Here is a 23656-nt window from a genome sequence, read left to right as displayed (position 1 = left end):
AAAGTAAAAACAACAGTCATCCTGAGTTGTAAAGTTTCACGAATGACCTCGTAAAAAGGGCTGTCATGGTGAGCCTGTCGAACCATAGCGGGCAAAGGCCTCTCCGCACGACCCTTCGACAGGCTCAGGGTGACAGGCCTACGCACTTCGAAAGTAAAACAACTATCATCCTGAATCTATCCCAACAATGCAATAGCAATCCCCTCCCCCAAAAATCTTGATACTTGATACTAACTACTTACTACTAAAAGAGCGTTCGCCGCTGGTAGAAGCGTCGCCGGGCTTTCCATTCATACGCCTGCAAGGCCTTATTCACAGGCCGGTATCCATTTCAATCCCTAACGCGAAAGCTGCGGTAAACACAACACCTCCCTTACCATAAAACCCAATGATTCCCAATATAAAAGCAGGGGCCCCGTGCGAATAACCAGGATAATTAAAACTATTGTTGCAGATATTTTTTATAATTGAATATGGCCGACGTACACTCCAAAGAAACCCGCAGTTACAATATGTCGCAGATTAAGGGCAAGAATACTAAGCCCGAACTTTGGGTGCGCAAATTCCTGCATAAAAATGGTTTCCGTTATCGCCTGCATGTAAAGGATATGCCCGGCAAGCCGGATATTGTGTTACCCAAATATAAAACCGTAATTTTTATACATGGATGCTTTTGGCATGGGCATGAGGGATGCCGATATTATGTTGTGCCGAAAACGCGCACCGAATGGTGGCTGAATAAAATTAATGGTAATATTTTCAATGACACGAAAGCTGAAACTGCCTTAAAAATAGTTGGTTGGAGAGTTGTTAAAATATGGGAATGTGAATTAAAAAAAGCCATTTCAGAAACCACATTGACTAATTTGATTAAGAGTTTGTAGCGCGAAAAAATTTTCGCAATCTGCTGTTCAATGCGAATAATTTTTCAAAAGTTCACTTATATCCGATTGACTTATAGTCGAATACGCGATAGCTTGCAAGATGGATATTCGTAAGAAAATCGGTCTGCGCATAAAAGAATACCGAACAAATTTAAAGCTCACCCAGGAAGCCTTAGCCTTTAAGGCTGAAATAGATAAGACTTATGTAAACGAGGTTGAAAACGGAAAACGCAATGTTTCCGTGATCAATCTTGAAAAAATTATTGGAGCACTTGATGTAACTATTAGAGATTTCTTTAATAGCGAATCTTTTAATGGAGGAACCAACTAATGGCGGTTAGATCCTCAAAAGCAACATCAAGTATTCTTTCAAACGAACTTGACTCAGCAGTACTTACCCATTTTGTCGTAACTAAAAATAAGGTTTATAAAGAGAAGGCTTACGAAATTGCAGAAAGCAGTCCGAGCGTTTTTAAAGAGCCTGAAGCTTTATATCAGGCTATTCAAACAAACCTTTTTGATGTTACAGATATTCCCTTTCCTGGCCCCAAGCCAGGTAAAGAAAAGTTTACTTTCATTGATCTTTTTGCAGGCATCGGCGGTTTTCGCCTAGCATTGCAAAATGTAGGTGGACTTTGCGTGTATAGTTCAGAGTATGATAAATATGCACAGAAAACATATTTCGCAAACTTCGGGGAAACGCCCTTTGGTGATATAACCAAACCCGAAACAAAAGCATTTATACCCGAAAATTTTGATATCCTGTGTGGTGGCTTTCCCTGCCAGCCATTTTCAATAGCCGGCGTATCGAAGAAAAACAGCTTAGGCAGAAAACATGGTTTTGAAGATGAAAAACAAGGCAATTTGTTTTTCCATGTCGCCGAAATTATAGGGCGACACAGACCAAAAGCATTTTTCTTAGAGAACGTAAAAAATCTCGTGTCGCATGACAAAGGCAATACCTTCAAAGTAATAAAACAAACGCTACTTGATCTGGGCTATTCATTTGACTACAGAGTATTAAATGGTAAACATTTTGTTCCACAAAATCGAGAGAGGACAATAATCGTAGGATTTGATAAAAGTCGGTACGGAGAAGATATGAAATTCGACTTTGATTTAGTTAAACTACCAGATGCAGACAAGCAAATAAAGTCGATTCTTCAGGAAGAAGTCGATCCTAAGTTTACGCTATCCGACAAGCTCTGGAACTTTTTACAAGAGTATTCAAAAAAACATAAACTGAAGGGAAACGGCTTTGGGTTTGGTCTTGTAAACATGGACGGAATTACCAGAACCATGAGCGCAAGATATTACAAAGATGGTTCCGAAATTTTAATACCACAACCAAACTCAAATCCACGTAGGCTGACGCCGGATGAAAGCGCTGCTTTACAGGGCTATCCGGTCAATCAAGGCAAAAAAAGCTTTAGGATACCGGTATCTGACAATCAGGCTTATAAGCAATTTGGCAATTCGGTGGTAACGCCGTTGATACAGGCTGTTGGAAAGGAAATAGTAACATTGCTTCAACATGAATAGTTTAACCGAACAGGCTATCGCTTCAGTGCAAAGCGCTACCAATTCATTTTGTAAGTTTATTTCATCGAACGACGCCGGAGAAACCGGAGGGCATCAAAGTGGGTTCTATATTCCTAAAAACTCCATCCCTTTGATGTTTGATACCCCGGGCGTAAAGGGGACAAATAAAGATCGGTTTATTCGTATAAAATGGCAGGATAGTTTTGAAACAGATAGCAGGTTCATTTATTACGGAGTTGGATCTAGAAACGAGTATAGATTAACACGATTTGGAAAAAATTTTCCTTTTCTTACCGATGACAATGTAGGAGATTTACTGATACTTTCACATATCAATGGCGATTTTTATGAAGGTTATGTTTTAAGTTTAGACGAAGACATAGAAGATTTTTTTACCGCCTTTAATATTTCAGCCAACGAAACAAATAAGCTAATAGAAAAACCGGAGGCTTTTACTGCTGAAAGCAAGTTGCTCGAGTGCTTTAATTTATTACAGATAAAGGATTTCCCTTCGACAATTCGCCTTTCGACGGACGCCAGAAATTGCTACAATTCGTCTTTTAAAATTACAAAAGGTAAAATTTTATCAGAGCCAGATAAGATTTTATTAAAATGGTTAGATTCCGAATACCAGCTGTTTAAAACAATCGAACTTGAGGTTTACTCGGAGACGATTAAAACACCTTTTAAAAGTGTTGAGGAATTAGTAGCCATTGCTAACACAATACTAAACAGAAGAAAGAGCAGAGCAGGCAAATCATTAGAATATCATTTAGAAGAAGTTTTTAAAACTTTTGAACTACAATACGATGCGCAGGCAATAACCGAAGACAGTAAAAAACCGGATTTTATCTTTCCCGGCAAGAAACAATATCACAATGCCAGCTTCGATAATAAAAACTTAGTCTTTCTTGCAGCAAAAACCACTTGTAAAGATCGTTGGAGACAAGTCATTAATGAGGCTGACAGGATAGGAATAAAACATCTGTTTACATTGCAACAAGGTATTTCCAAAAATCAACTCTTTGAAATGTATAAAGAGGGCGTGCGTTTGGTTGTACCAAAACCATACATTGAATCTTTTCCGGAAGACTATCAAAACAAGATTTTAACCCTGGATACTTTTATACAGTTTACAAAAGGCAAGCAATGAGAATACGTTTATGAATTAATTTTTATTATTACTATATATTAAGACGCAAATTAATATATTTATAAACAATCTAAATCTTAAGCAATTGGAAGCTATTACTACTAAGATTCGACCAGCGGCTCGCTTGATTTCCACGATCGGCGAAGATCTAATAGGAGATGTATATTCTGCCATTGTTGAATTAGTAAAAAACTCCTACGATGCCGACGCATCGAAAATCGACATTGTTTTCAATTATATAACAATTGATGATGAGCCTGCATTAAAAATCGAAATTGAAGACGATGGGCATGGAATGACAACAGATACGGTTTTAAACGCATGGCTTGTTCCTGCCACAAAAGATAAGTTGGATCGACATTCAAGTCCTACCGGACGATTGTTTCAAGGAAAGAAAGGTATTGGACGCTATGCGGCTGCTATTCTCGGACAAGAAATGGTTTTAAGAACTGTTTCACAAGACCATGAACAAACTGAAGTATATATAAATTGGTCCCATTTTGAGGTTGCAGAATTCCTGTCAGATGTAGATATTCTCGTAACGAGTGAACCGACTACAAAAAACGCAGGTACCGGATTGTATATATCTGCAAGGCAAGAAAAATTAACTCAATGGGGCATGGCTGAATTGGCGGCTCTTACACAAGAACTCAGAAAACTAAAGTCTCCATTAAAAAACCAAAGTGACGAAAATTTTAAAATCACATTGGCGTTTGTTAATTCCCCTTTTCCTACATATAACGATCTAATATTTGAAATAGATTCATTCCCAATAATTGACTTATATGACTATAGAATATCTGGAAACATAACCGACTCTGGGTTTGTCACAGCCTTATATGAAAATAAAACGACTGAAAATTTACCCAACGACCTCATTTCTGTTGAAATATTATTAGGTCAAAATGCATCTTATTGCGGTCCGATAGACTTCGATATAAGAGTTTTCGATAGGGATTCAGAATCAATCGTAAATCTAATAAACAAAGGCCTTATTGACCCCATATCTAAGCTTGCTGTTGGTAAGAGGGAGGCTCGGCGGCTTTTGGATGATATTTATGGAGTTAACATTTATCGCGAAGGCTTTAGAATCAGACCTTATGGTAACGGCGGAATTGACTGGCTTAATCTTGACAGGGATCGCATACAAAATCCATCGCTGCGAATAAGTAATAATCAAGTTGTTGGTTTTATTAATATAAAACCGGAAAAAATTTCGCACTTAGAAGAAAAGAGCGCCCGCGACGGACTGAAAGAAGACTCCCATTATCAGGGATTGGTTCAGATGATGAAACATGTGATTAATGAAATTGAGTATCGAAGATTTAATCACCGGCAAGTTGGTATTAAGGAAAAGGAGAGAGAGAATATCAATAAGGATTTAGCTAATCTTTTTGACTATACCGCTTTAACTAAACAGATAAGTGAAAGGTTGAAACATTTAAACATTGATGATGAAAAGATCAGTGAGATTGCCGCTCTTATCCTAAAGAGTGCAGAACAAAAAGCTAAACTGTTAGAAAACATACAGAATACAATAGCGATTTATCAAGGACAAGCAACCTTGGGAAAAATTGTTACGGTATTATTACATGAGGGAAGAAAACCCGTACACTATTTCAAGAATCAAGCGACAAATTTAGCTCGCTGGTTAACCCATTATAAAGCGGAAAGAAAATGGGAAAATACGTTGTATGAGGATATTTTAGACCGGCTTCAAAACTTTAAAGTACAGAGTGAAATACTTTCTGGTCTGTTTAAACGTCTTGATCCGCTATCAAAACAAAATCGTGGTGAAATTGCTCAATATAACCTTTGCAAAACGATAGAAAAATCAATAGATATATTTATTAACAGCTTAAAGGACGCAAATATTGAGATAAGTACTAATTGTAATAAATCAATTAGTTATCTGGGTTGGGAAGAAGATCTAATTATTGTATTTACAAATTTAATCGAAAACAGCCTTTATTGGCTTCCGATAGGATCGGCCGTAAGTAAAAAAATAAGTATAGATGTTATAGAAAACGATTTTGAAATACTAATCCACTATAGAGACAATGGGCCAGGAATAGACAAGGCAAGTATAGAAGCAGGATCCATTTTTGAACCAGGGTTTTCGAAAAAAATTAATGGCACAGGATTAGGACTGCCGATAGCTGGCGAATCGATCGAAAGACTAAATGGCTCTATATCTGCACAATATAGTACAGATGGAGCTTATTTTATAATTGAAATAAAAAAACCTAAACAATGAAAGAACTTAACATTTTGATTATTGAAAACGATAAAGACGACATACAAGTTTATCAAGACTCTATTATAACGATAAATCGCGAGTATGAGGGAACCTTTAGAATCGTAGCCACTATTAAGGAAAACAAAGAAGATGGCCTACAAGCAATAAATGAAAACAACTGGGTTGCCGCATTTATTGATTTAAAACTTTCTACTGGTGACATATTAAAAGCTAGCGAAGGGAACGAAATTATCAACGAAATTTATCAGAAATTAAGGTATCCTGTTTTCGTTTTGACAAACACGCCGAATGATGTCGATAAGAAGTTTTCAACCTCCTACTTTTTGCGAATTTCTCCAAAAGATGAGCTGGATCATTTGAACGTATTCAAGGAGGTAATAAATATTTCTAAAACTGGGATAATTGAAATCCTTGGAGGGAAAGGGAAAATTGAGAAGTATATTTCTAAAATATTTTGGCAGCATATCAATCACACATTAAGTTATTGGATAGATCAAGATTTGGATGAGGAAACATTGAAGCAGATTATATTGAGGTTTACGCTGTCGCATTTGCACGAAAACCTTTTCCACGATGAAGCAGGTAATTTTGAAAGACACCATCCTTCTGAGTTTTATATTTATCCACCAATCCATGACTATCTCTTTAGCGGCGATATTATAGCTCTGGAAGAAAATCTTTATGTTGTACTTACTCCATCATGCGATTTAGTTATAAGAAACTACACCGAGTACAAAAAAGGCGAGGCTCCAAAGCGCAATAGTGAAACGGCTCTGTTGGTTAAATTAAAAGAAATAAAAACAATTGAGGGTCTTGCTGAAATTGAAAATGGCGCGGCTTTAACACGAAAACTTACCGAGAAAAAGAAAAAAAATCAATATTATTTTATTCCTCCCTTTTTGGAATTGAAAGGATATATGATTGATTTTCGCGATTGTAAAACCATTGATATTGAAGGGATAAAGAAAAATTCAAAAGCAATTGCAACGATAAGTTCTAGTTATTTAAAAGACATTATTGCTAATTTTTCTTATTATTATTCAAGGCAGGGAGCTCCAGATATTAATGCGGAATATGTTAATGAAGTCTTATTTGAAAAAAATTATTAATTTCTCAAATGCCTATTTTTTAAAAATCAGGGGACGGCGGCAACTATAAAAAATTTGGTTCGGTAGTGTTTGCCAACCCGGGCAATGTGGGCGTTCTGGAACTCGCCGCTCTCATCCAATCCAAACTTATTGACCAAACCTGGTTTTACCACCACCACTGGCACCTGCCCGATTTGCGCCCCCCAGCGTTCGATACCACCATTGACCCCACCTGGCACGAGTTCGAAAATGTGGCCTGCACCAGCCAGTCGCCGGATATGCCTATCACGCTGGCCGGTTTTATGGCTTTGCTGGGGTAGGGTTGTTGGGCCGGTTGGGTACCGTTGCCCAAATGCTATGCCCTTCATTCGCAGCCTGCGCCATAGGCGCTACCCGTTTGTAGCCCCCGAAAACAAAAATGATTTGTGCGCCGTAGGTGTTACCCAGGCCGCCCTGCAGGTTACCCACATGTTGGAAGGTAGCCCGCTACGGGGCAAAAAACGGGTGGTATGTTGTTGCTACAAACGGGTAGCACCGATGATGCATAAAATCGGGGGTGCGGGGTGCCGATCATATTGCCGATACCGGTAAATTGGTGGCGGGAATACAGTTGAATCAACCCCGAGTTGCTCTGAATAGCTAAAACATTTTAGCACGATGCAGGTTGCCCGTATTTTGGAAGGGTAACCCCCTACTGGGCAAAAAACGCGGGGGATGTTGTTGCGGCAAACAGGTAGGCGTGCGGGGTTGCAGGGGCGATTATATTGCCGATACAGGTAAATTGATGGTGGTAATACAGTTGAATCAACCCGGCGTTGCGCCGAGCGCTAAAAGCGTTTAGCAAAAAGCGCCTAACAAAAACCACTGCCCCGGAGAAACACTACCCTCCTGACAGGGCAGGCTTAGGGGAACTGGAAATTTGTGGGCTCGTACCATCAGACGAGTAACCATCATTTTCGTGATGTCACGAAGATGAAAAATACCGCCCCTTCTCCACGGGATTCTTTCTCTCGTAGAGGAGCCTGGGGTCTGCAGCCCATCTGAAAACCAAGTGCATTCGCCTTACCCCCCCCTCTGGATCCATTTTCAAGGAGCCCCCGAGGGTACAGACCAATCGAAAATCAGAGATGCTGAATATTGAAAAATATCGGGCGTGATCATATGACGGCCGGCAACTATAAACAATATGGTTCGGAAACAATTGCCAACCCCGGCGATGTGGGCGTTGAAGAACTCGCCCCTTTCATCTGCGGTTTACATCGCGTTAAACGTAAGTTTTAATGTTAACCATGAAAAATATATAAAATATTGATTATCAATTAATTGAATAGTTCCACATCTGAAATGTGTTAAGTTATGTTAACCCAGTTTAGACGAGTTTGACCCAAGGGAGGGAACTTGAAAATGCCCAATAACCCATCCCCTCCAAACATTTTACCCACACATTTTGAGCTTCGATGCGTTATTTGCTTACTTTAGCTTTTAAGCTTACTTCGCCCATGAAAAACACCGCTTATTATATACTGGCCCTGGCTACACTGTTAACCGTGGCATCGTGCTCGCCCAAGGTGTTGCCCTATGCGGCCACCAACAAGGTATACAACCACCAAACCGATTCGTTGCTGGAAGTGTTTGGGCGCGAGCAGCCCGCCATGTTGGTTGATAGCCTTGGCCTGCCCATTCCCAGCGAGTGGATAGGCACCGTTAACTTTAACGCCCGCAAGCCCAATTATGTAATTATCCACTATACAGCCCAGGATTCGCTGGCGCAAACCATTAAAACCTTTACCTTGGTAAAACCGCAGGTGAGCGCCCATTACGTGGTGGGCAAGGATGGCAAAGTGGTGCACATGCTTAACGATTACCTGCGCGCCTGGCAGGCCGGCATCAGCAAGTGGGGCAGCATTACCGATATGAACAGCTGCTCGGTAGGTATCGAGATTGATAACAACGGCCACGAGCCTTTTACCGACCCTCAGGTACGCAGCCTGCTGGCGCTGCTGGCCCAGCTTAAAAAGGCTTATAACATACCCACGGCCAACTTTATTGGTCACCAGGATATTGCCCCCGCCCGCAAGCCCGATCCGGGCCCGCTATTCCCCTGGAAACTACTGGCCACCAAAGGTTTCGGCTACTGGCCCGACGAACTACTGGAACTACCCCCCGATAACTTCGACTACGCCACCGCCCTGCGCCTCATTGGCTACGATACCAGCAACCTGCCCGCCGCCATAACCGCCTTTAAACGCCATTTTGTACAACTTGAAGACAGCCCCACCATGGGCCAGCTGGATTTGAATGTGCTGTATAATGTGTACCGTAAATATTAGCTGAAAGCCGAAGGCTGAAAGCAAAAAGCCAAAAAAGACCAAGGTGAATGGTATTGAAACCGTTCACCTTGGTCTTTTACAATGTATGCTTTCTGCCTTTTGCTTTAAGCCTTAAGCTTCAAAAGGCTTTTTGCTTTCAGCCTTCGGCTTTCTGCTATTTCTTAACCCACCCATCCTTCAAGGTTACTGTTCTGTTAAAGATCAGCTTATCATTGGTTGAGTATTTATCTAACGTAAAATATCCTTTGCGCATGAACTGTACGGCGGTGCCGGGTGTGGCGTTGGCCAGGTCGGGTTCAATATAGGCTGTTGGGATAATGTGCAGGCTGTTTGGGTTAATGTAATCTTTAAAGTCGCCTTCCTCGCTTTGTGGGTTCTCTACCTGGAAAAGGCGGTCGTAAAGCCTTACTTCGGCAGTTTTGGCGTGTGGTACGCTCACCCAGTGAATGGTGCCCTTCACGTTGATGCCGCTGGTATCGTTACCCGATTTTGATTCGGGCAGGTAGCTGCAATGAATTTCGGTTACGTTGCCATCGGCATCCTTCACAAAATCGTCGCAACGGATGATGTAGGCATTTTTTAGCCTCACCATTAGCCCCACACCCAGGCGAAAGAATTTCTTGGGTGGCACTTCCATAAAGTCCTCCCGCTCAATCCAAAGTTCGCGGCTGAACGGAAACTCGCGGCTGCCGTCGCCATCTTCGGCTTCGGGGTTGTTTTCGCCATGCATAATCTCCACCTCGCCTTCGGGGTAGTTGGTCAGGATACATTTTATGGGGTCGAGCACGGCCATACGGCGCCATGCGGTTTTGTTCAGGTCTTCGCGGATACAGAACTCCAGCAGGCCAACATCAATCATGTTTTCGCGTTTGGCTACGCCGATGCGTTCGCAAAACTCGCGGATACTGGCAGGCGTATACCCCCGGCGGCGCAGGCCGCTAATGGTAGGCATGCGTGGGTCGTCCCAGCCGTCAACATGTTTTTCAACCACCAGTTGCAGCAGCTTGCGCTTGCTCATTACGGTATAGTTGAGGTTAAGGCGGGCAAATTCGTATTGTTTTGACGGGAAGATGCTCAGCCTTTCGATAAACCAATCATACAAAGCCCGGTGGGGGATAAACTCCAGCGTACAAATAGAGTGGGTAATCTGCTCAATAGCATCCGATTGGCCGTGGGCAAAATCGTACATGGGGTATATGCACCAGGCATCGCCGGTACGGTGGTGATGGGCATGTTTAATGCGGTACATCAAAGGGTCGCGCAGGTGCATGTTGGGTGCAGCCAGGTCAACCTTGGCACGCAGTACTTTAGCGCCATCGGGGTATTTGCCGGCTTTCATATCGGCAAACAGCTCCAAATTTTCCTCAACAGAGCGGCTGCGGTACTGGTTGGGTACGCCGGGCTCGGTAGGGGTGCCTTTTTGATGGGCTATCTCTTCGGCTGTGCTATCATCAACATAGGCCAGGTTGGCTTTAATAAGCGTTACCGCAAACTCATATAGCTGGTCGAAATAGTCGGAAGCGTATAGTTCTTCGGCCCAGTTAAAGCCCAGCCATTTAACATCTTCTTTAATGCTGTCAACGTATTCAACATCCTCTTTAACGGGGTTGGTATCATCAAAACGCAGGTTGGTTTTGCCGTTGTATTTTTGGGCCAAACCAAAGTTAAGGCAAATAGATTTGGCGTGGCCAATATGCAGGTAACCATTAGGCTCGGGCGGGAAACGGGTTAATACCCGGCCGCCGTGCTTGCCGTTGGCTATATCTTCTTCAACAATTTCTTCTATAAAGTTCAGTGATCTTTCTTCGCTCATAAACAACAATTAGCAATAAAGGCAAAAGTAACAAAAAAATTGCCCCCTATCGCCAGCATGGCAAACTTGAAGCCGAATTAAGCTATTGTTTTTAGCGGAAAAACATTAAATTTGAAAAACCGCTAACATCAAACCCTCTACCCAACATGAATATGAAGCAAGGCAACTACATGAACTTTACGGATATGACTCCCGAAGAGATGGCCTTTTTACAACAAGCTACGGCAAACCTCAACGAAAGCCAAACCGACTATTTTTATATGGTTTATGGCAGCAAAAGAAAATCGGCACAGGAAATACTGATATTTACCCTGCTTGGTTTTATAGTGGTTGCAGGCGTGCAGCGTTTTGCTTTGGGGCAAATAGGAATGGGTTTACTTTACCTTTTTACCGGTGGCTTTTGCCTCATAGGTACAATTGTTGATTTGGTGAACAATAAATCGCTTGTATTAAAGTATAATAAAGAGATGGCTTATGATAGTCACCGGATGGCGTTAATGACGCCTTAAACCAAGGCCATACTTATTTCTATATTTGCTCATGAAACTATCCGCACTTACTGCTTACCTTGAAAGCCTTGCGCCGCTTGTTTACCAGGAAGATTATGATAATGCGGGCCTTATTGTAGGTCATCCCGAACAGGAAATATCCCAGGCGCTGCTATCTTTAGATTGTACCGAAGCGGTTGTTGACGAAGCCATTGCCACAGGTTGCCAGCTAATTATATCCCATCACCCCATAGTTTTCAGGGGGCTAAAGAAGTTTAACAGCAAAACATATGTGGAGCGCGTTGTTGAAAAAGCCATACGCAAGGGCATAGCCCTGTACGCCATTCATACCAACCTTGATAATGTAATGCATGGGGTTAACAGCCGCATATGCGATACCCTTGGCCTTAAAAACTGCCGTATACTGCTGCCCAAACATAACCTGATCAAAAAGCTGGTTACCTTTGTACCCCACAGCCATGCCGATGCCGTGCGCGAAGCCTTGTTTGCAGCCGGGGCAGGTAATATTGGCAACTACAGCGAAGTTAGCTTTAATGCCGAGGGAACAGGCACTTTTAAAGGAAACGAACTCACCATACCCCATGTAGGCGAGCCGGGCAGGCGTCACCGCGAAAGTGAGGTTTGTATTCAAACCGTTTACCCCGCCAACCTGGAGAGTAAAATAATCATGGCGCTGATATTGGCCCACCCCTACGAAGAGGTGGCTTATGACCTGTACAGCTTAACCAACCAAAACCAACAGGTAGGTTCGGGTATGATTGGCGAGTTGGAAGTACCCACCAACCAGGAGTCGTTTTTGTTTCATGTAAAAGATAAGATGCGCACGCATGTGATAAGGCATACCGCTTTTACCCACAAACCCATCAAAAAAGTGGCTGTTTGCGGAGGCTCGGGGGGCTTTTTACTGAAGCATGCCATAGCCGCCGGAGCCGACATTTTCATCACCTCCGACTACAAGTATCACGAGTTTTTTGATGCCGAAGGAAAGATAGTGATTGCCGATATCGGACACTTTGAGAGTGAACAATTTACGGTGCAATTATTGTATGAAATAATTAGAAAAAAATTCCCTATCTTTGCCGTCCGTTTAACAGAAGTAAATACAAACCCCGTCAAATATTTTATTTAATGGAACAAACCGTAGAACAGAAGCTTAAAGCTTTATACGAACTCCAAACCATCCACACCAAAATTGACAGAATACGCCAGGTACGTGGCGAACTGCCAATGGAAGTTGCCGATCTGGAAGATGATGTTGCAGGCCTTGAAACCCGCATACAGAAAATCAAATATGAGCTGGATGATGTAGAGGATGAGATTGTAACCCGCAAAAACCTGATCAAAGATGCTCAGGCCAACATCAAAAAATACGAAGCGCAACTTAACGAAGTTAAGAACAACCGCGAGTATGATGCCATATCAAAAGAAATTGAGATACAAGGATTAGATATACAGGTAAGTGAGAAGAAGATAAGGGAGTATGGTTTCGAGATAACTTCAAAAACCCAGGTATACGAAAAAGCCCTTGCCGATCTGGAAGCACGCAAGAACGATCTGGATGCAAAAAAAGATGAGTTAGGTGTAATTACTGCCGAAACTGAAAAAGAAGAGAACGACCTTGTTGCCCAGGCAGAAAAAGCTATCCCGAACATCGAAGAGCGTTTATTTACAGCTTATACCCGTTTGCGCCAAAATGCAAAAAATGGTTTAGCAGTAGTAACCATTCAGCGCGATTCATGCTCTGGCTGTTTTAACCAGATCCCGCCTCAACGCCAGTCGGATATCCGTCAACGCAAAAAGATCATCGTTTGCGAGCATTGCGGACGTATCCTGGTTGATGAGCAGATGGCCTTAGAAGCCGAAACTGTATAAGCAAACCACTTATAAAATTAATATAAAAGGCATCTTCAGGGTGCCTTTTTTTGTTGGCTGAGTTTTTATGCGAAGATCAAGGCTCCTTTATTTTATACTCATTACAGCCACCATAATTACAGGCCTGCTTTCCCGGCATTTTAAAAGCATCCCCCTGTTTGTTGGCGATATCCTTTGGGCGCTAATGGTTTATTTTATAGTGAGCTTCCTGCTTATCAATAAGCCTATAAAATTCGTAGTTACTGCAAGTTTATTGTTTTGCTTCGCGATAGAATTTAGCCAGCTCTACAAAGCGCCCTGGATAAATAATTTGAGGCATACCCTGTTTGGAAAGCTTGTTTTAGGCGCAGGCTTTTTATGGAGCGATTTGCTGTGTTATGTGGCTGGTATGGGGATAGGATGTATCATTGACTTTTACATGCTTAAAAAAGATGCAAAATAGCTTAAAACATACTCGTCTGTTTGCCCTTCCTCGGCACAAATAAGCTATAGTCATACTCTGGCATTTCCCTGCCATCCAAAAATCGGTTACAGGCCATCCTGAACATCTGGTGGATAGATTCGGCTACCTTTCCTTCACCGCTCATGCGCCTGCCAAAGTCGCTATCATTCAGGTTGCCGTCGTGGCAGGAGCGAATCATGTTCAACACCTTTTCGGCACGATTGGGGAAAGCTTTATAGATCCAGTCGCTAAATAATTCGGCAATACTCCCGTTAAGGCGCACTATGGTAAATCCGGCAGCCAAAGCGCCCCTATCGGCTGCAGCCTTGATAATGTTAGGCACTTCGTTGCTGTTAAGGCCCGGAATAATAGGCGCCGCCATTACCCGTACCGGAATGCCTTTTTCTGATAGCTTTTGAACAACAGCCAACCTGCCGGTCGCGGTAACCGTTCTTGGTTCCAGTTTTTGGCGAAGTTGTTCATCAAGCGAAGTAATTGATACGTTAACATGTACCAGGTTCATGGCGGCCAACTCGGTCAAAATATCCAGGTCGCGCAGTACCAGGTTGTTTTTGGTGATGATGGCTACCGGATTTTTATATTTCAGGAAAACCTCCAGCAACCGCCGGGTAATTTGCAAATCGCGTTCAATGGGCTGGTAACAATCGGTATTGCCCGATAGCAGGATGCATACCGGTTTATAATTCTTTCTATTAAAATATTGCTCGAGCAACTCCGGGGCATTGCGCTTTACGATAATTTTGCGTTCAAAATCAAGGCCGGCGCTAAAGCCATAGTACTCATGCGTGTTGCGGGCATAGCAGTAAATACAACCATGCTCGCAGCCCTGGTAGGGGTTTATAGAGTACATGTGGCTTAAATCGGGGCTATTTGATTCGCTTACAATTTTTTTAGGGGTTTCTTCAAAAAGCTGCGTGGCGCTGTTTTCAAGCAGGGGCTCGTCAAGCCCTTCCATATGGTCGGCCACATATTTGCTTTTCAAAAATTTGTTGTGGGTGTTAACCTGTGCCCCTCTGCCCTTAAAAAAATCGGGGTTGTCCTGATGCGCCATAGGGCAAATTTGCTAAATTAATTAGCAAATTACAAATCTATCAACTTGTTTTTAATGCTGTATAAAACCAGCCCCACCCGGCTTTTTATCTGTAGTTTTTCAAACAGATGATCGCGGAAACTATCAACTGTACGCACGCTGATATTCATGGTATCGGCAATCTCCTTGTAGGTAAGTTCGGTGCTTGTAAGGCGTAGAAACTCAATTTCGCGGGGGTTTAGCTGCACCTGGGCTTCCTTATCAATATTGAAATTATTTAACAGGTGGCGGGTAACAAAATCCGGGTAAAACAGGTCGCCTTCGCTTACTTTGATCAGCGCACGTTCAAACTCGTCCGGCTCGGCATCCTTCAGCAAATATCCTTTTACGCCAGCCCTTACCATTAATAATACCTTCTCGGCATCTTCAAACATAGACAGGATAATGATGCGGATAGACGGATGGTATTTGCGAAGCCATTGAGCGGTAGATATACCGTCCATCACAGGCATATTAATATCAAGCAAAATAATATCGGGAACAAGGCCAGAATCGATACTTCGTATTAACTCTTGCCCGTGCGCGGCTTCAAATAGTATATTATAGCCGCCAAAGCTATCAATGAGCGCTGCAATGCCACTCCTGAAAAGGCGATGATCATCTACCAGGGCTATTTGAATGGGTTTCGTTAGCATAATTTTCTTCAACCAGGGGATTAAGTGATAACTTAATAGTACAGCCTTGTTTGAGCGAACTGGTTATAACAGCCTCTGCCCCAATCAAGCCCGCCCTATTTTTCATGTTACGCAATCCCGATCCGCTCTTGTCGGTCAGCAATTCGGGTTGGAAACCTGCGCCATCATCTTCGATGGTCAAATTAAACATTTGTGCATTATAATACAAACCGATTTTAATGTTTGCTGCATCCGCATGTTTCAACGCGTTATTAAGCGCCTCCTGGAATATCCTGAACAATACCAGTTCGCGCTGTTCGCCAAGGGTATAAATTTCGCCCTCAACGTTTAAGTCCATATTAATAAGGCCGCTTTTGTTTACCCTTATCGCTTCCAGTTCCAACGTTTTTACCAGGCCTAAGGAGTTGATATGTTCAAAGCTTAAACTTTTTGAAAGGTTACGTAAATCTGTGATGGTTTGCGCTATAAGTTCGCGACTGTCGTTCAACTTTACTTTTTCCTCGCCGCCGAGCTTGTTGGCCAGCAGGCCCATATTGAGTTTTACAAATGATAGTACCTGTGTAATGTTATCATGCATCTCGCGACTAACATAGTTCAGGGTTTCCTCCTGTATCTCTATTCGGGTTTTTAGCAATTCCTGCTTAAATGATGATTTCAATTCGGCCTTTTCCATGGCATTTTTATTTTGCTTTTTTTGAAACATCAATAAAAAACCGACCATAAAGAACCCCAGCAAAAGCAGTAACGCTGTACCAGCGATAATTATAAGGATAACTTCTTCGTCTTTGAAAAGCATAAAAAGGCAGTAGTTAAAGGAGGATTGAGCAATAGTTTCTAATTTCCCGACTGCTCAATTGCAAGGATAAGAAAATAGCGGCTATTTTCATATTATATATAGCTCAAAAGTCCGGCGAAAAAGACTTACGACATTTACGGGTTGGCTTTCATTTCTGACCGTTGTAAAGATAACTTTGTTGCTTTAGAAGAACAGAAAAAGGCATATAATAACAAAGTATAAAGCATCAAATTAGCAAGGCCAAGTATAACGCGGGTTAGTATAAGAAATGAGTAATTGCTTTTGTATGCCATTAGGCTAAAACAAGAATAATAAAATGTTTTTGCAAGAAAATAAAAAAGCAAACCTGTAGCGACTAAAAAAGCAGGATGCCGTAATAGAACAATTTGCCCCTCTTTGTCCAAGAGTTTATAATAATAAATTCCTATCAACAAGAGAACAAATAGCGACTGAATCACCATAGCCAATGTATTTAGCTTCCAAAATCCTTGAATAAAAAGATTATCTATGATGGTTATTACTATAACAATGCATGCGTATTTATACACAGTGCTTTTATAACGTCGGTTTTTTTCGAGCGAAGTAAAAAAATAAGTGTAAATTATAAACTCAAATAGCTCCTCGAAGTTTGCCAGCCAGGCGTTGGTATGATTAAATCTTGTCCAACCAAGCATGTCAGCAGATTCATACAGCACTCCAACGGATAAACAAATTAGAAAAACTTTCAAGGTTTTGTCTATTTGTCTATAGGTATATATACAATACAAAAAAGCTACAACGAGCGATACGCAATAAACATTATATAACATATAGTATTAATACAATCCAGATTGTTTATTGAAGTTCATTTCTAAAGCCTTTACTGTTTTTAGAAGAGCATATAAAAGCATAAATTAAAATAGCGTTTAGCATTAGGTTGGCAATTCCTACTATTGTAGATGCCAAGATAGCAAAGTGATAAGTATTTTTATATAGCATATAGCTAAAAAAGGAATAGTAAAAAGTAAGCGAAAGAAAATAGAAAAGCAATCCGGTAGCCGCTAAAAATGGCGGATGCCTTAACAAAAAAAGATGTTCCGGCGCCTCTACAAGCAAGTTGTAATAATAAATACAAACCAATGTTAAAATAAACAATCCCTGTAATACAATTGCTAAAGTTGCCCGATGCCAAAACCCTTGAATAAAAAAAATATCGATAAAAGATAATAACATTACAACACTTCCTGATATATATGCACTTCTTTTATATAAGAACCTCTTATCCTGCGATATGATAAAATAAGCGAACATCGTAAAATCCAATATATTCGCTAAATTATTGCACCATGCATTGCTATGGTTAATGGTTAGCAGATTAAAAAAGTCTGCGGTTACATATGCTGTTATCAAAGCAAGATATGGCAGAAAAGGCTTAAAACTATCATCGAATGATTTATAAGCGTAAAAGCAGGCTGCAAGTGTTAAAGGGAGAGAAAGAATTAAATAACAGCATTCAATATTGCTTTTAATAGATGCTAAGATAGTAGTATATTAATATCCAGTTTAACCTACCGAAATTGTGCTAAATCAGTTAAAAATAACAATAGCGATTTGAACATCAAAACCCATCTACCCCGCCTCAATCGTGGCAACAATGTTAACGATAACTTTAATTCATTGTTTGATTTCATATATGGTATAAAAGCCATTTGAGATTGGGAGCAAGCGACTTATATGCGTATATACAGAAGAAAAAGGTTATAAATAACGATACAAAATAAATGCGATATAGTATATTTACGTGCTTTGTTGAATGTAGGTCCCACTGCAAAAATGGAGCAAAAATTTGTTAATTAAGGCTGCGGTTTAGACACTTAATAAACGCCATTAGTTTTTGATTTTGAAAAATGCTGATGTAGCCGGGATTGATCCATTTGTCGTTTTTAACTTATTTCTTCGTGCACAGAAAAACGCATACATCAACATGAAATTAAGTAACAGGTTGGATAGGCCAGGAATGGTAGCTGCAAGAATGTAGAAATCATAGTTATTTTTATATGCCATATAACTAAAACATATGTACAAAAAGAATTTCCCAAGAAAGTAAAAGAGCAAACCGGTTACTATTAAAAAGGGAGGATGTTTTATCAGTTCTAAACCCTTTTCTGCTTTATCAAGTGTTCTGTAGTAATAATTGACCACTAAAGTAATTATGAACAACGACTGTAATACCATTGTAATAGTATTCATTTTCCAAAACCCTTGTAAAACGGCCATATTGATAACGCCGAAAAGTAATATTATCCCAAAACACACGTAGGCTTTTCGTATATACAATCGGCGGTCTGAAAGCGACAGCAAAAAGCGGGCATATAATATGAATTCTATTATCTCCTCAAAATTAGTTGCAGAAGCATTAGTGTGGTTAATTACCAGCCAATCGAATTCACTTGCGGTTTCAAACACGATACAAAACAAGATGAATGGCAAAAGCCATTTAAAATTTGCGTCGAGATATTTATAGGCGTATAAGCAGAAAACTGCTGTTACAAATAATGAAGCGTAATACGTATGATACAAAAATAACATGAGGAGCGCTAAGTAATAATATATTTGGCATCGATAAACTAATTCTCATTTGTAGAATCGTTTATAGTGCCCGTATTCCCTTTCGAAGAACATAAGAAAGCGTATGCCAAAAGGCCGTTTAATAACAGGTTTGAAATCCCGGGAATACTCGTCGCAACGATATAAAAATGGTAATTATTCTTATATATCATATAACTAAAGCAAGCATAGAACAACGTATTTGATAGGAAGAAAAAAAGCAGACCTGTTGCAGCTAAAAATGGTGGATGTTTTAAAAGGTTTAAATGCTCATCGGCCTCTTCAAATAGTGAACGATAATAAATACATATTAACACCACGAGAAATAAACCCTGCAGTACTATTGCAATGGTAGCACGTTTGAAAAATCCTTGTATATATATAATATCAATCAAAGAAAGCAACATTGGTATTATCGCCAATTTATAAACAGCCTTTCTATATAGTTCACTGTTTACAAGCGAGGCTAAAAACCATGTAAAAAGCACAAGCTCCAGTAAGCCCTCCAGGTTATTGCACCAGGCATTACTTTTTTCCAGCAGCATTAAACCAAAATAATTAGCCGCTTCGTAAATAATTACAAAAGCAAAGTACGGCAGGAACCATTTAAAGTTCCTATCAAGATTCTTGTAAGCATAAAGGCAAAAAGCAAAAGTTATAGGGAGCGAGACTAAGTAAAAATTATATAGCATTCAATATTTACGTTCATTAAGTTTTAGTTCCTTACAAAAATCTGCATAAATATTGAATGTTAGATTAGTCAATTAAAAATCAGGGACACTCAGGCGGGCAATTCTTCCCTTGATTTACAGGATCTAACCCATCGGCGAGCGCCACCCCTTCTGAAAGAGCATCGGCGTGCACGTCGTCCTTGTTTACCGTCCCTGCAAAAACCACGGTTGTTTGGCCAGGTGAGGTAGGGTGTGTTTCATCATAACTGGCCAAATGTACCCGCACGCCGGTAGCATGTGCCGGTAATTTGTTTACAAAATCTTTAAATGCGCCGATATCAAACCAAACAGATTTGGTATCATTAATACCGTGTGTTTTGTCGATAACGTTTTTACGGGTGGCATGGTAGTGGTCTACCATTTTTTTTGCTTCGGTTAAATCAATTTTCTTCATGTTAATAAGGGGGTTTTTAGTTAGGGTTATACGTGTTTAACACCGCATTGGGTTATTATAAACAATTATAATTTATTTAAATTATAATTTAGCAGCCGGCGATATTTTAATAATATTTTCTAATCTTTTCCGGTTATTCCACAGTCAAGATGTGCAGGAAGAGTTAGCTAATACCCACCAATAAATTCAGGCGACGCAATGGGTATGCGGCCGGAATATAATTCAAAAAATAGCTGAGATATTAACCCTCGTTCGAGTCGTCTAATAAAAAAACAAAAAGCTCTTTGGGGCCGTGTGCGCCAAGTACCAGGGTCTTCTCAATATCGGCAGTGCGGCTGGGGCCGGTTACATTGGTGATCATGGAGGGCAGGCGGTTGCCGTATTTATTTTTTAACAGTTTAAACCCATCCTTAATATCCATTACCATTTGCGATGTATAAGCCAGCACAATGTGTACCGGCGGATAGATACTTAAGCGCCGGCCGGCCATATTGCCGTTAGATAACAATATACTGCCATTACGGGCTATTAAAGCCTCGCACAGGGTAAAACCTACCTCGGCCAGTTCAAAGTCTTTATCGGTTTCGTAAAAGGGGTATTCAAAGCGGGTAAGTACCTCCTGCAGGCCGGGCTCCCAGCAGTATATTTTGTGCCAGTTACGCTCTTCGGCCAGGGTAAGCAGGGTTTCTATAAATTGTACCTCGTCCTCGCAAAAAATAAACTGGCCGTTAACGGCGGTAAATTGTTCGGCAAAAACAACTTCGGGTATTTCATCATCGGTTGCGTAAAGCGGCAGGTCTTCCAGTTGGGGATATGGGTTGTCCCTTTTCTCCAGTAGTGCCTTGCGGATCTTCTTTAGCAGTTTTTCTTTTGATGTGGTAATATCCCTCATAGTATAAAAAAGGAAAGCCACCAGCTAAGCTGATGGCTTTTTTATATAGTATTTAATTAAAACTTCGGATCCGGCTCATCCATCCTTGATAACTCAGGATTGATCACATTCTCGGGTATCGCATTATTATCAGGTACTAACGTTGGTTCGCCGTTTACAAACTTATCATAAGCGGTACGGTGCTCAAAAGGACGTTTGCCCAAAAGCTCTTCCAGGTCGGCCTGGAACAATACTTCTTTCTCCAATAACTTTTTCGCAACTTTTTCTAATCCGTCGCGGTGTTTTATCAGCAACTCTTTTGTTTTGGCGTATACATCCTCAACCAAGCTTCTTACTTCCGAGTCAATGAGGTTTGCGGTAACATCAGAGTATGGTTTGCTAAACTGGTTTTCGCCTTGCGGATCGTAAAACGATACGTTACCAACTTTACCATTCATACCATAAATTTTCACCATGCCATAAGCCAGGCGGGTAATGCGTTCCAAATCGCTCAAGGCACCAGTGGTGATTTTACCGAAAGTAATATCTTCGGCAACACGGCCGCCCATTGATAATATCATATCATCAATCAACTCTTCTTTAGCAACCAGGAACCTTTCGTTTGGCAAGTACTGGGCATATCCTAAAGCCGCAACACCACGCGGCACGATAGAAACTTTAACCAACGGATCGGTATGCTCTAAAAACCATCCGGCTATAGCATGGCCGGCTTCGTGGTAAGCTACCACGCGTTTTTCTTCGGGCGAAATCAGCGTGTTCTTTTTCTCCAAACCACCAATTACACGGTCAACCGCATCCTGAAAATCAGACATGTCAACCGCCTCTTTGTTTTTACGGGCCGCTATAAGGGCAGCCTCGTTACAAACGTTGGCAATTTCGGCACCTGCAAAACCAGGGGTTTGTGCCGATAATTTTTTGGCATCAACATCATCAGATAATTTAAGCGGTTTTAAGTGAACTTTAAAGATCTGCTCACGGCCATTCAAATCAGGTTTATCAATAGATACCTGCCTGTCAAAACGTCCGGGACGTAATAAGGCCGAATCCAATACATCGGGGCGGTTGGTTGCGGCAAGGATAATGATACCCGAATCGGTACCAAAACCATCCATCTCAACCAACAACTGGTTCAATGTATTTTCGCGTTCGTCATTACCACCAACAATATTGTTTTTACCACGGGCACGGCCAATGGCATCAATCTCGTCAATAAATATAATACATGGCGCTTTATCTTTTGCCTGGCGGAACAAGTCGCGCACACGTGATGCACCTACACCCACAAACATCTCCACAAAGTCAGATCCTGAAAGGGAGAAGAAGGGAACATGAGCTTCGCCGGCAACGGCTTTTGCCAATAAAGTTTTACCCGTACCCGGCGAACCTACAAGCAATGCGCCTTTAGGAATTTTACCACCCAGGTTGGTGTATTTTTTAGGATTTTTTAGGAAATCTACAATCTCCATCACCTCTTGCTTGGCTTCTTCTAAACCGGCAACATCATTAAATGTAACGGTTACCTGTGCCTCTTTATCAAACAAGGTTGCTTTTGATTTGCCGATATTGAATATCTGGCCACCCGGGCCACCGCCCGAACCACCACTCATACGGCGCATAATAAATATCCACACTGCTGCAAATAATATCACCATAATTACACCCTGTACAAGCCAGTTTGATAAAAAGCTTTCGCGGCCCTGTTGCAATTCAAGCGAAACATCACTTAAAGATGGGTCGGCAGCTTGTGCTGCAGCAATTGATTTTTTCAGGCTCTCGAAAGAGTCATCGGTAAAAGTATACTGGGGGCCGCTGCTTCCTGCAAACATGTGTTGCTCTTTACCAAGGGCAGTATATTCTGGCTTGGTATCAAGGCTTTGTTTTTTAATATATACTTCCCCAATGATCAAATCGCCGCTTTTATAAGCTATAATTTTTTCAACATCATGCTGTTTAAGCATCTTGGTTTCAAAGTCCTGGTAGGTTATCCGTTTACCCGTATCGTTGCTTAACAAGGTTGTTGCAAGCAGGAACGCTAAAACAATGATGCCATAAATCCACATAATATTAAACTTAGGTGGCTTAGGCGGCGTTTTTTTATTCAGGATCTTCCTGATCGGTTTCGGACTTTCTGATTTATTATCGTTATCTTTCATCTCTTTGTTACGAGCTCAAACTTACTATCTATAATTTAAAAAACAAGGTTATTACCATGACGCTATTGCAAGCCTTTATGTGACTATCGCTTAAGCGCTTTTGTAATATTTTATTTCGGCATCACCCCACAATTCTTCTACGCCATAAAATTCACGCTTGTCTGTCCGGAAAACGTGAATCACAACATCCACATAATCAAGCAGTATCCACTCGCCATATTCCAAACCTTCTTTGCGCCAGGGCTCGGTTTGGGTTGCCTTAAAAATTTCATCTTCAATGCTGTTGGCTATCGCTTTTACCTGCGTGGTCGAGTCGGCATGGCAAACTACAAAGTAATCTGTTACCGAACTATTTAGGTTACGAAGGTCTAACCTTACAATTTCATTACCTTTTTTTTCCTGGATACCATGTATCGCAAGTTCAGAAATATAGGTTGATTGCCCTACCTTTTTATTTTTTACCAT

Annotated in this window: 24 protein-coding genes; 12 read left to right on the top strand and 12 right to left on the bottom strand. The window is 41.1% G+C overall.

The window, feature by feature from the left end:
* Positions 1-217 precede the first annotated feature (217 nt).
* The 7 genes from AC1DU2_RS03000 (at position 218) to AC1DU2_RS02970 (ending at position 6948) form a co-directional block, all read left to right on the top strand.
* On the top strand, positions 218-382 hold the full coding sequence (locus tag AC1DU2_RS03000; protein ID WP_477382702.1) for a hypothetical protein: 165 nt from the start codon (positions 218-220) through the stop codon (positions 380-382).
* Positions 383-473: 91 nt separating this feature from the next.
* On the top strand, positions 474-884 hold the full coding sequence (locus AC1DU2_RS02995; protein ID WP_477382701.1) for a very short patch repair endonuclease: 411 nt from the start codon (positions 474-476) through the stop codon (positions 882-884).
* A 100-nt stretch (positions 885-984) separates the two neighbouring features.
* Positions 985-1215, top strand: a complete 231-nt coding sequence (locus AC1DU2_RS02990; protein ID WP_477382698.1) for a helix-turn-helix domain-containing protein — start codon at positions 985-987, stop codon at positions 1213-1215.
* Positions 1215-2426 carry a DNA (cytosine-5-)-methyltransferase gene (dcm, locus tag AC1DU2_RS02985; RefSeq protein WP_477382696.1) on the top strand — a complete coding sequence of 404 codons (1212 nt, stop codon included), beginning with the start codon at positions 1215-1217 and terminating at the stop codon, positions 2424-2426. Before AC1DU2_RS02990 ends, dcm begins: the two co-directional genes overlap by 1 nt.
* A complete protein-coding gene (locus tag AC1DU2_RS02980; protein ID WP_477382694.1) occupies positions 2419-3579 on the top strand; it encodes a type II restriction endonuclease in 1161 nt (386 codons plus the stop codon). Before dcm ends, AC1DU2_RS02980 begins: the two co-directional genes overlap by 8 nt.
* Positions 3580-3664: 85 nt before the next feature.
* Positions 3665-5836: an ATP-binding protein gene (locus tag AC1DU2_RS02975; protein WP_477382692.1), complete on the top strand. Its 2172-nt coding sequence runs from the start codon at positions 3665-3667 to the stop codon at positions 5834-5836.
* Positions 5833-6948, top strand: coding sequence for a hypothetical protein (locus tag AC1DU2_RS02970; protein WP_477382690.1), 1116 nt, complete (start codon positions 5833-5835; stop codon positions 6946-6948). The genes AC1DU2_RS02975 and AC1DU2_RS02970 overlap by 4 nt, the downstream gene beginning before the upstream one ends.
* Positions 6949-6974: 26 nt before the next feature.
* On the opposite strand, the gene AC1DU2_RS02965 is transcribed toward AC1DU2_RS02970, so the two are convergent.
* Entirely contained in the window at positions 6975-7295 is a 321-nt protein-coding gene (locus tag AC1DU2_RS02965; RefSeq protein WP_477382688.1) for a hypothetical protein, read from the bottom strand.
* Between the two features lie 1131 nt (positions 7296-8426).
* Between AC1DU2_RS02965 and AC1DU2_RS02960 the strand changes: the two genes are divergently transcribed.
* A complete protein-coding gene (locus AC1DU2_RS02960) occupies positions 8427-9257 on the top strand; it encodes an N-acetylmuramoyl-L-alanine amidase (protein WP_477382686.1) in 831 nt (276 codons plus the stop codon).
* Positions 9258-9411: 154 nt separating this feature from the next.
* On the opposite strand, the gene AC1DU2_RS02955 is transcribed toward AC1DU2_RS02960, so the two are convergent.
* Complete coding sequence (locus AC1DU2_RS02955; RefSeq protein ID WP_477382684.1) at positions 9412-11070, bottom strand: glutamine--tRNA ligase/YqeY domain fusion protein; 1659 nt, start codon at positions 11068-11070, stop codon at positions 9412-9414.
* Between the two features lie 146 nt (positions 11071-11216).
* Here AC1DU2_RS02955 and AC1DU2_RS02950 point away from each other — a divergent pair, with 146 nt between their 5' ends.
* The 4 genes from AC1DU2_RS02950 to AC1DU2_RS02935 all read left to right on the top strand — a co-directional run bounded on the left by AC1DU2_RS02950 (position 11217) and on the right by AC1DU2_RS02935 (position 13893).
* The gene (locus tag AC1DU2_RS02950; RefSeq protein ID WP_477364267.1) at positions 11217-11579 is read left to right on the top strand and encodes a TM2 domain-containing protein; all 363 of its coding nucleotides are present in this window, start codon (positions 11217-11219) and stop codon (positions 11577-11579) included.
* A gap of 31 nt (positions 11580-11610) precedes the next feature.
* On the top strand, positions 11611-12708 hold the full coding sequence (locus tag AC1DU2_RS02945; RefSeq protein ID WP_477382683.1) for a Nif3-like dinuclear metal center hexameric protein: 1098 nt from the start codon (positions 11611-11613) through the stop codon (positions 12706-12708).
* Positions 12708-13451, top strand: a complete 744-nt coding sequence (locus tag AC1DU2_RS02940; protein WP_090652193.1) for a zinc ribbon domain-containing protein — start codon at positions 12708-12710, stop codon at positions 13449-13451. The genes AC1DU2_RS02945 and AC1DU2_RS02940 overlap by 1 nt, the downstream gene beginning before the upstream one ends.
* Before the next feature lie 67 nt (positions 13452-13518).
* Positions 13519-13893, top strand: coding sequence for a ribosomal maturation YjgA family protein (locus AC1DU2_RS02935; protein WP_477382682.1), 375 nt, complete (start codon positions 13519-13521; stop codon positions 13891-13893).
* A gap of 1 nt (position 13894) precedes the next feature.
* On the opposite strand, the gene AC1DU2_RS02930 is transcribed toward AC1DU2_RS02935, so the two are convergent.
* The 10 genes from AC1DU2_RS02930 to rsfS form a co-directional block, all read right to left on the bottom strand.
* The gene (locus AC1DU2_RS02930; RefSeq protein WP_477382680.1) at positions 13895-14965 is read right to left on the bottom strand and encodes a PA0069 family radical SAM protein; all 1071 of its coding nucleotides are present in this window, start codon (positions 14963-14965) and stop codon (positions 13895-13897) included.
* Positions 14966-14994: 29 nt separating this feature from the next.
* Positions 14995-15639 carry a response regulator gene (locus AC1DU2_RS02925; RefSeq protein WP_477364279.1) on the bottom strand — a complete coding sequence of 215 codons (645 nt, stop codon included), beginning with the start codon at positions 15637-15639 and terminating at the stop codon, positions 14995-14997.
* Positions 15602-16435, bottom strand: a complete 834-nt coding sequence (locus AC1DU2_RS02920; protein WP_477382679.1) for a sensor histidine kinase — start codon at positions 16433-16435, stop codon at positions 15602-15604. The genes AC1DU2_RS02925 and AC1DU2_RS02920 overlap by 38 nt, the downstream gene beginning before the upstream one ends.
* A 134-nt stretch (positions 16436-16569) precedes the next feature.
* A complete protein-coding gene (locus tag AC1DU2_RS02915; protein ID WP_477382678.1) occupies positions 16570-17163 on the bottom strand; it encodes a hypothetical protein in 594 nt (197 codons plus the stop codon).
* 106 nt (positions 17164-17269) lie between these two features.
* Positions 17270-17647, bottom strand: a complete 378-nt coding sequence (locus tag AC1DU2_RS02910; protein WP_477382677.1) for a hypothetical protein — start codon at positions 17645-17647, stop codon at positions 17270-17272.
* Between the two features lie 1394 nt (positions 17648-19041).
* Positions 19042-19566, bottom strand: coding sequence for a hypothetical protein (locus tag AC1DU2_RS02905; RefSeq protein WP_477382675.1), 525 nt, complete (start codon positions 19564-19566; stop codon positions 19042-19044).
* A 226-nt stretch (positions 19567-19792) separates the two neighbouring features.
* Positions 19793-20146, bottom strand: a complete 354-nt coding sequence (locus AC1DU2_RS02900; protein ID WP_477364297.1) for a hypothetical protein — start codon at positions 20144-20146, stop codon at positions 19793-19795.
* A 241-nt stretch (positions 20147-20387) separates the two neighbouring features.
* Positions 20388-21038, bottom strand: a complete 651-nt coding sequence (locus tag AC1DU2_RS02895; RefSeq protein WP_477364300.1) for a LutC/YkgG family protein — start codon at positions 21036-21038, stop codon at positions 20388-20390.
* Between the two features lie 56 nt (positions 21039-21094).
* A complete protein-coding gene (gene ftsH, locus AC1DU2_RS02890) occupies positions 21095-23191 on the bottom strand; it encodes an ATP-dependent zinc metalloprotease FtsH (protein WP_274211158.1) in 2097 nt (698 codons plus the stop codon).
* A 90-nt stretch (positions 23192-23281) separates the two neighbouring features.
* Positions 23282-23656, bottom strand: a complete 375-nt coding sequence (gene rsfS, locus AC1DU2_RS02885; protein ID WP_274211159.1) for a ribosome silencing factor — start codon at positions 23654-23656, stop codon at positions 23282-23284.

The sequence above is a fragment of the Mucilaginibacter sp. P4_C11 genome (assembly GCF_056402115.1).
This window is presented reverse-complemented; position numbering and strand designations above follow the sequence as displayed.

Bases quoted from the DNA above. Each gene is read 5' to 3' on its own strand.
- AC1DU2_RS02960 (WP_477382686.1), top strand. From the start codon at position 8,427: ATGAAAAACACCGCTTATTATATACTGGCCCTGGCTACACTGTTAACC.
- AC1DU2_RS02990 (WP_477382698.1), top strand. From the start codon at position 985: ATGGATATTCGTAAGAAAATCGGTCTGCGCATAAAAGAATACCGAACA.
- AC1DU2_RS02965 (WP_477382688.1), bottom strand. From the start codon at position 7,295: ATGAAGGGCATAGCATTTGGGCAACGGTACCCAACCGGCCCAACAACC.
- AC1DU2_RS02895 (WP_477364300.1), bottom strand. From the start codon at position 21,038: ATGAGGGATATTACCACATCAAAAGAAAAACTGCTAAAGAAGATCCGC.
- AC1DU2_RS02900 (WP_477364297.1), bottom strand. From the start codon at position 20,146: ATGAAGAAAATTGATTTAACCGAAGCAAAAAAAATGGTAGACCACTAC.
- rsfS (WP_274211159.1), bottom strand. From the start codon at position 23,656: ATGGTAAAAAATAAAAAGGTAGGGCAATCAACCTATATTTCTGAACTT.
- AC1DU2_RS02970 (WP_477382690.1), top strand. From the start codon at position 5,833: ATGAAAGAACTTAACATTTTGATTATTGAAAACGATAAAGACGACATA.
- AC1DU2_RS02910 (WP_477382677.1), bottom strand. From the start codon at position 17,647: ATGTTATTATCTTTTATCGATATTTTTTTTATTCAAGGGTTTTGGCAT.
- AC1DU2_RS02930 (WP_477382680.1), bottom strand. From the start codon at position 14,965: ATGGCGCATCAGGACAACCCCGATTTTTTTAAGGGCAGAGGGGCACAG.
- AC1DU2_RS02935 (WP_477382682.1), top strand. From the start codon at position 13,519: ATGCGAAGATCAAGGCTCCTTTATTTTATACTCATTACAGCCACCATA.
- AC1DU2_RS02945 (WP_477382683.1), top strand. From the start codon at position 11,611: ATGAAACTATCCGCACTTACTGCTTACCTTGAAAGCCTTGCGCCGCTT.
- AC1DU2_RS02950 (WP_477364267.1), top strand. From the start codon at position 11,217: ATGAATATGAAGCAAGGCAACTACATGAACTTTACGGATATGACTCCC.
- AC1DU2_RS02940 (WP_090652193.1), top strand. From the start codon at position 12,708: ATGGAACAAACCGTAGAACAGAAGCTTAAAGCTTTATACGAACTCCAA.
- AC1DU2_RS02955 (WP_477382684.1), bottom strand. From the start codon at position 11,070: ATGAGCGAAGAAAGATCACTGAACTTTATAGAAGAAATTGTTGAAGAA.
- ftsH (WP_274211158.1), bottom strand. From the start codon at position 23,191: ATGAAAGATAACGATAATAAATCAGAAAGTCCGAAACCGATCAGGAAG.
- AC1DU2_RS02995 (WP_477382701.1), top strand. From the start codon at position 474: ATGGCCGACGTACACTCCAAAGAAACCCGCAGTTACAATATGTCGCAG.
- AC1DU2_RS02980 (WP_477382694.1), top strand. From the start codon at position 2,419: ATGAATAGTTTAACCGAACAGGCTATCGCTTCAGTGCAAAGCGCTACC.
- AC1DU2_RS02905 (WP_477382675.1), bottom strand. From the start codon at position 19,566: ATGCTGCTGGAAAAAAGTAATGCCTGGTGCAATAACCTGGAGGGCTTA.
- dcm (WP_477382696.1), top strand. From the start codon at position 1,215: ATGGCGGTTAGATCCTCAAAAGCAACATCAAGTATTCTTTCAAACGAA.
- AC1DU2_RS02925 (WP_477364279.1), bottom strand. From the start codon at position 15,639: ATGCTAACGAAACCCATTCAAATAGCCCTGGTAGATGATCATCGCCTT.
- AC1DU2_RS02920 (WP_477382679.1), bottom strand. From the start codon at position 16,435: ATGCTTTTCAAAGACGAAGAAGTTATCCTTATAATTATCGCTGGTACA.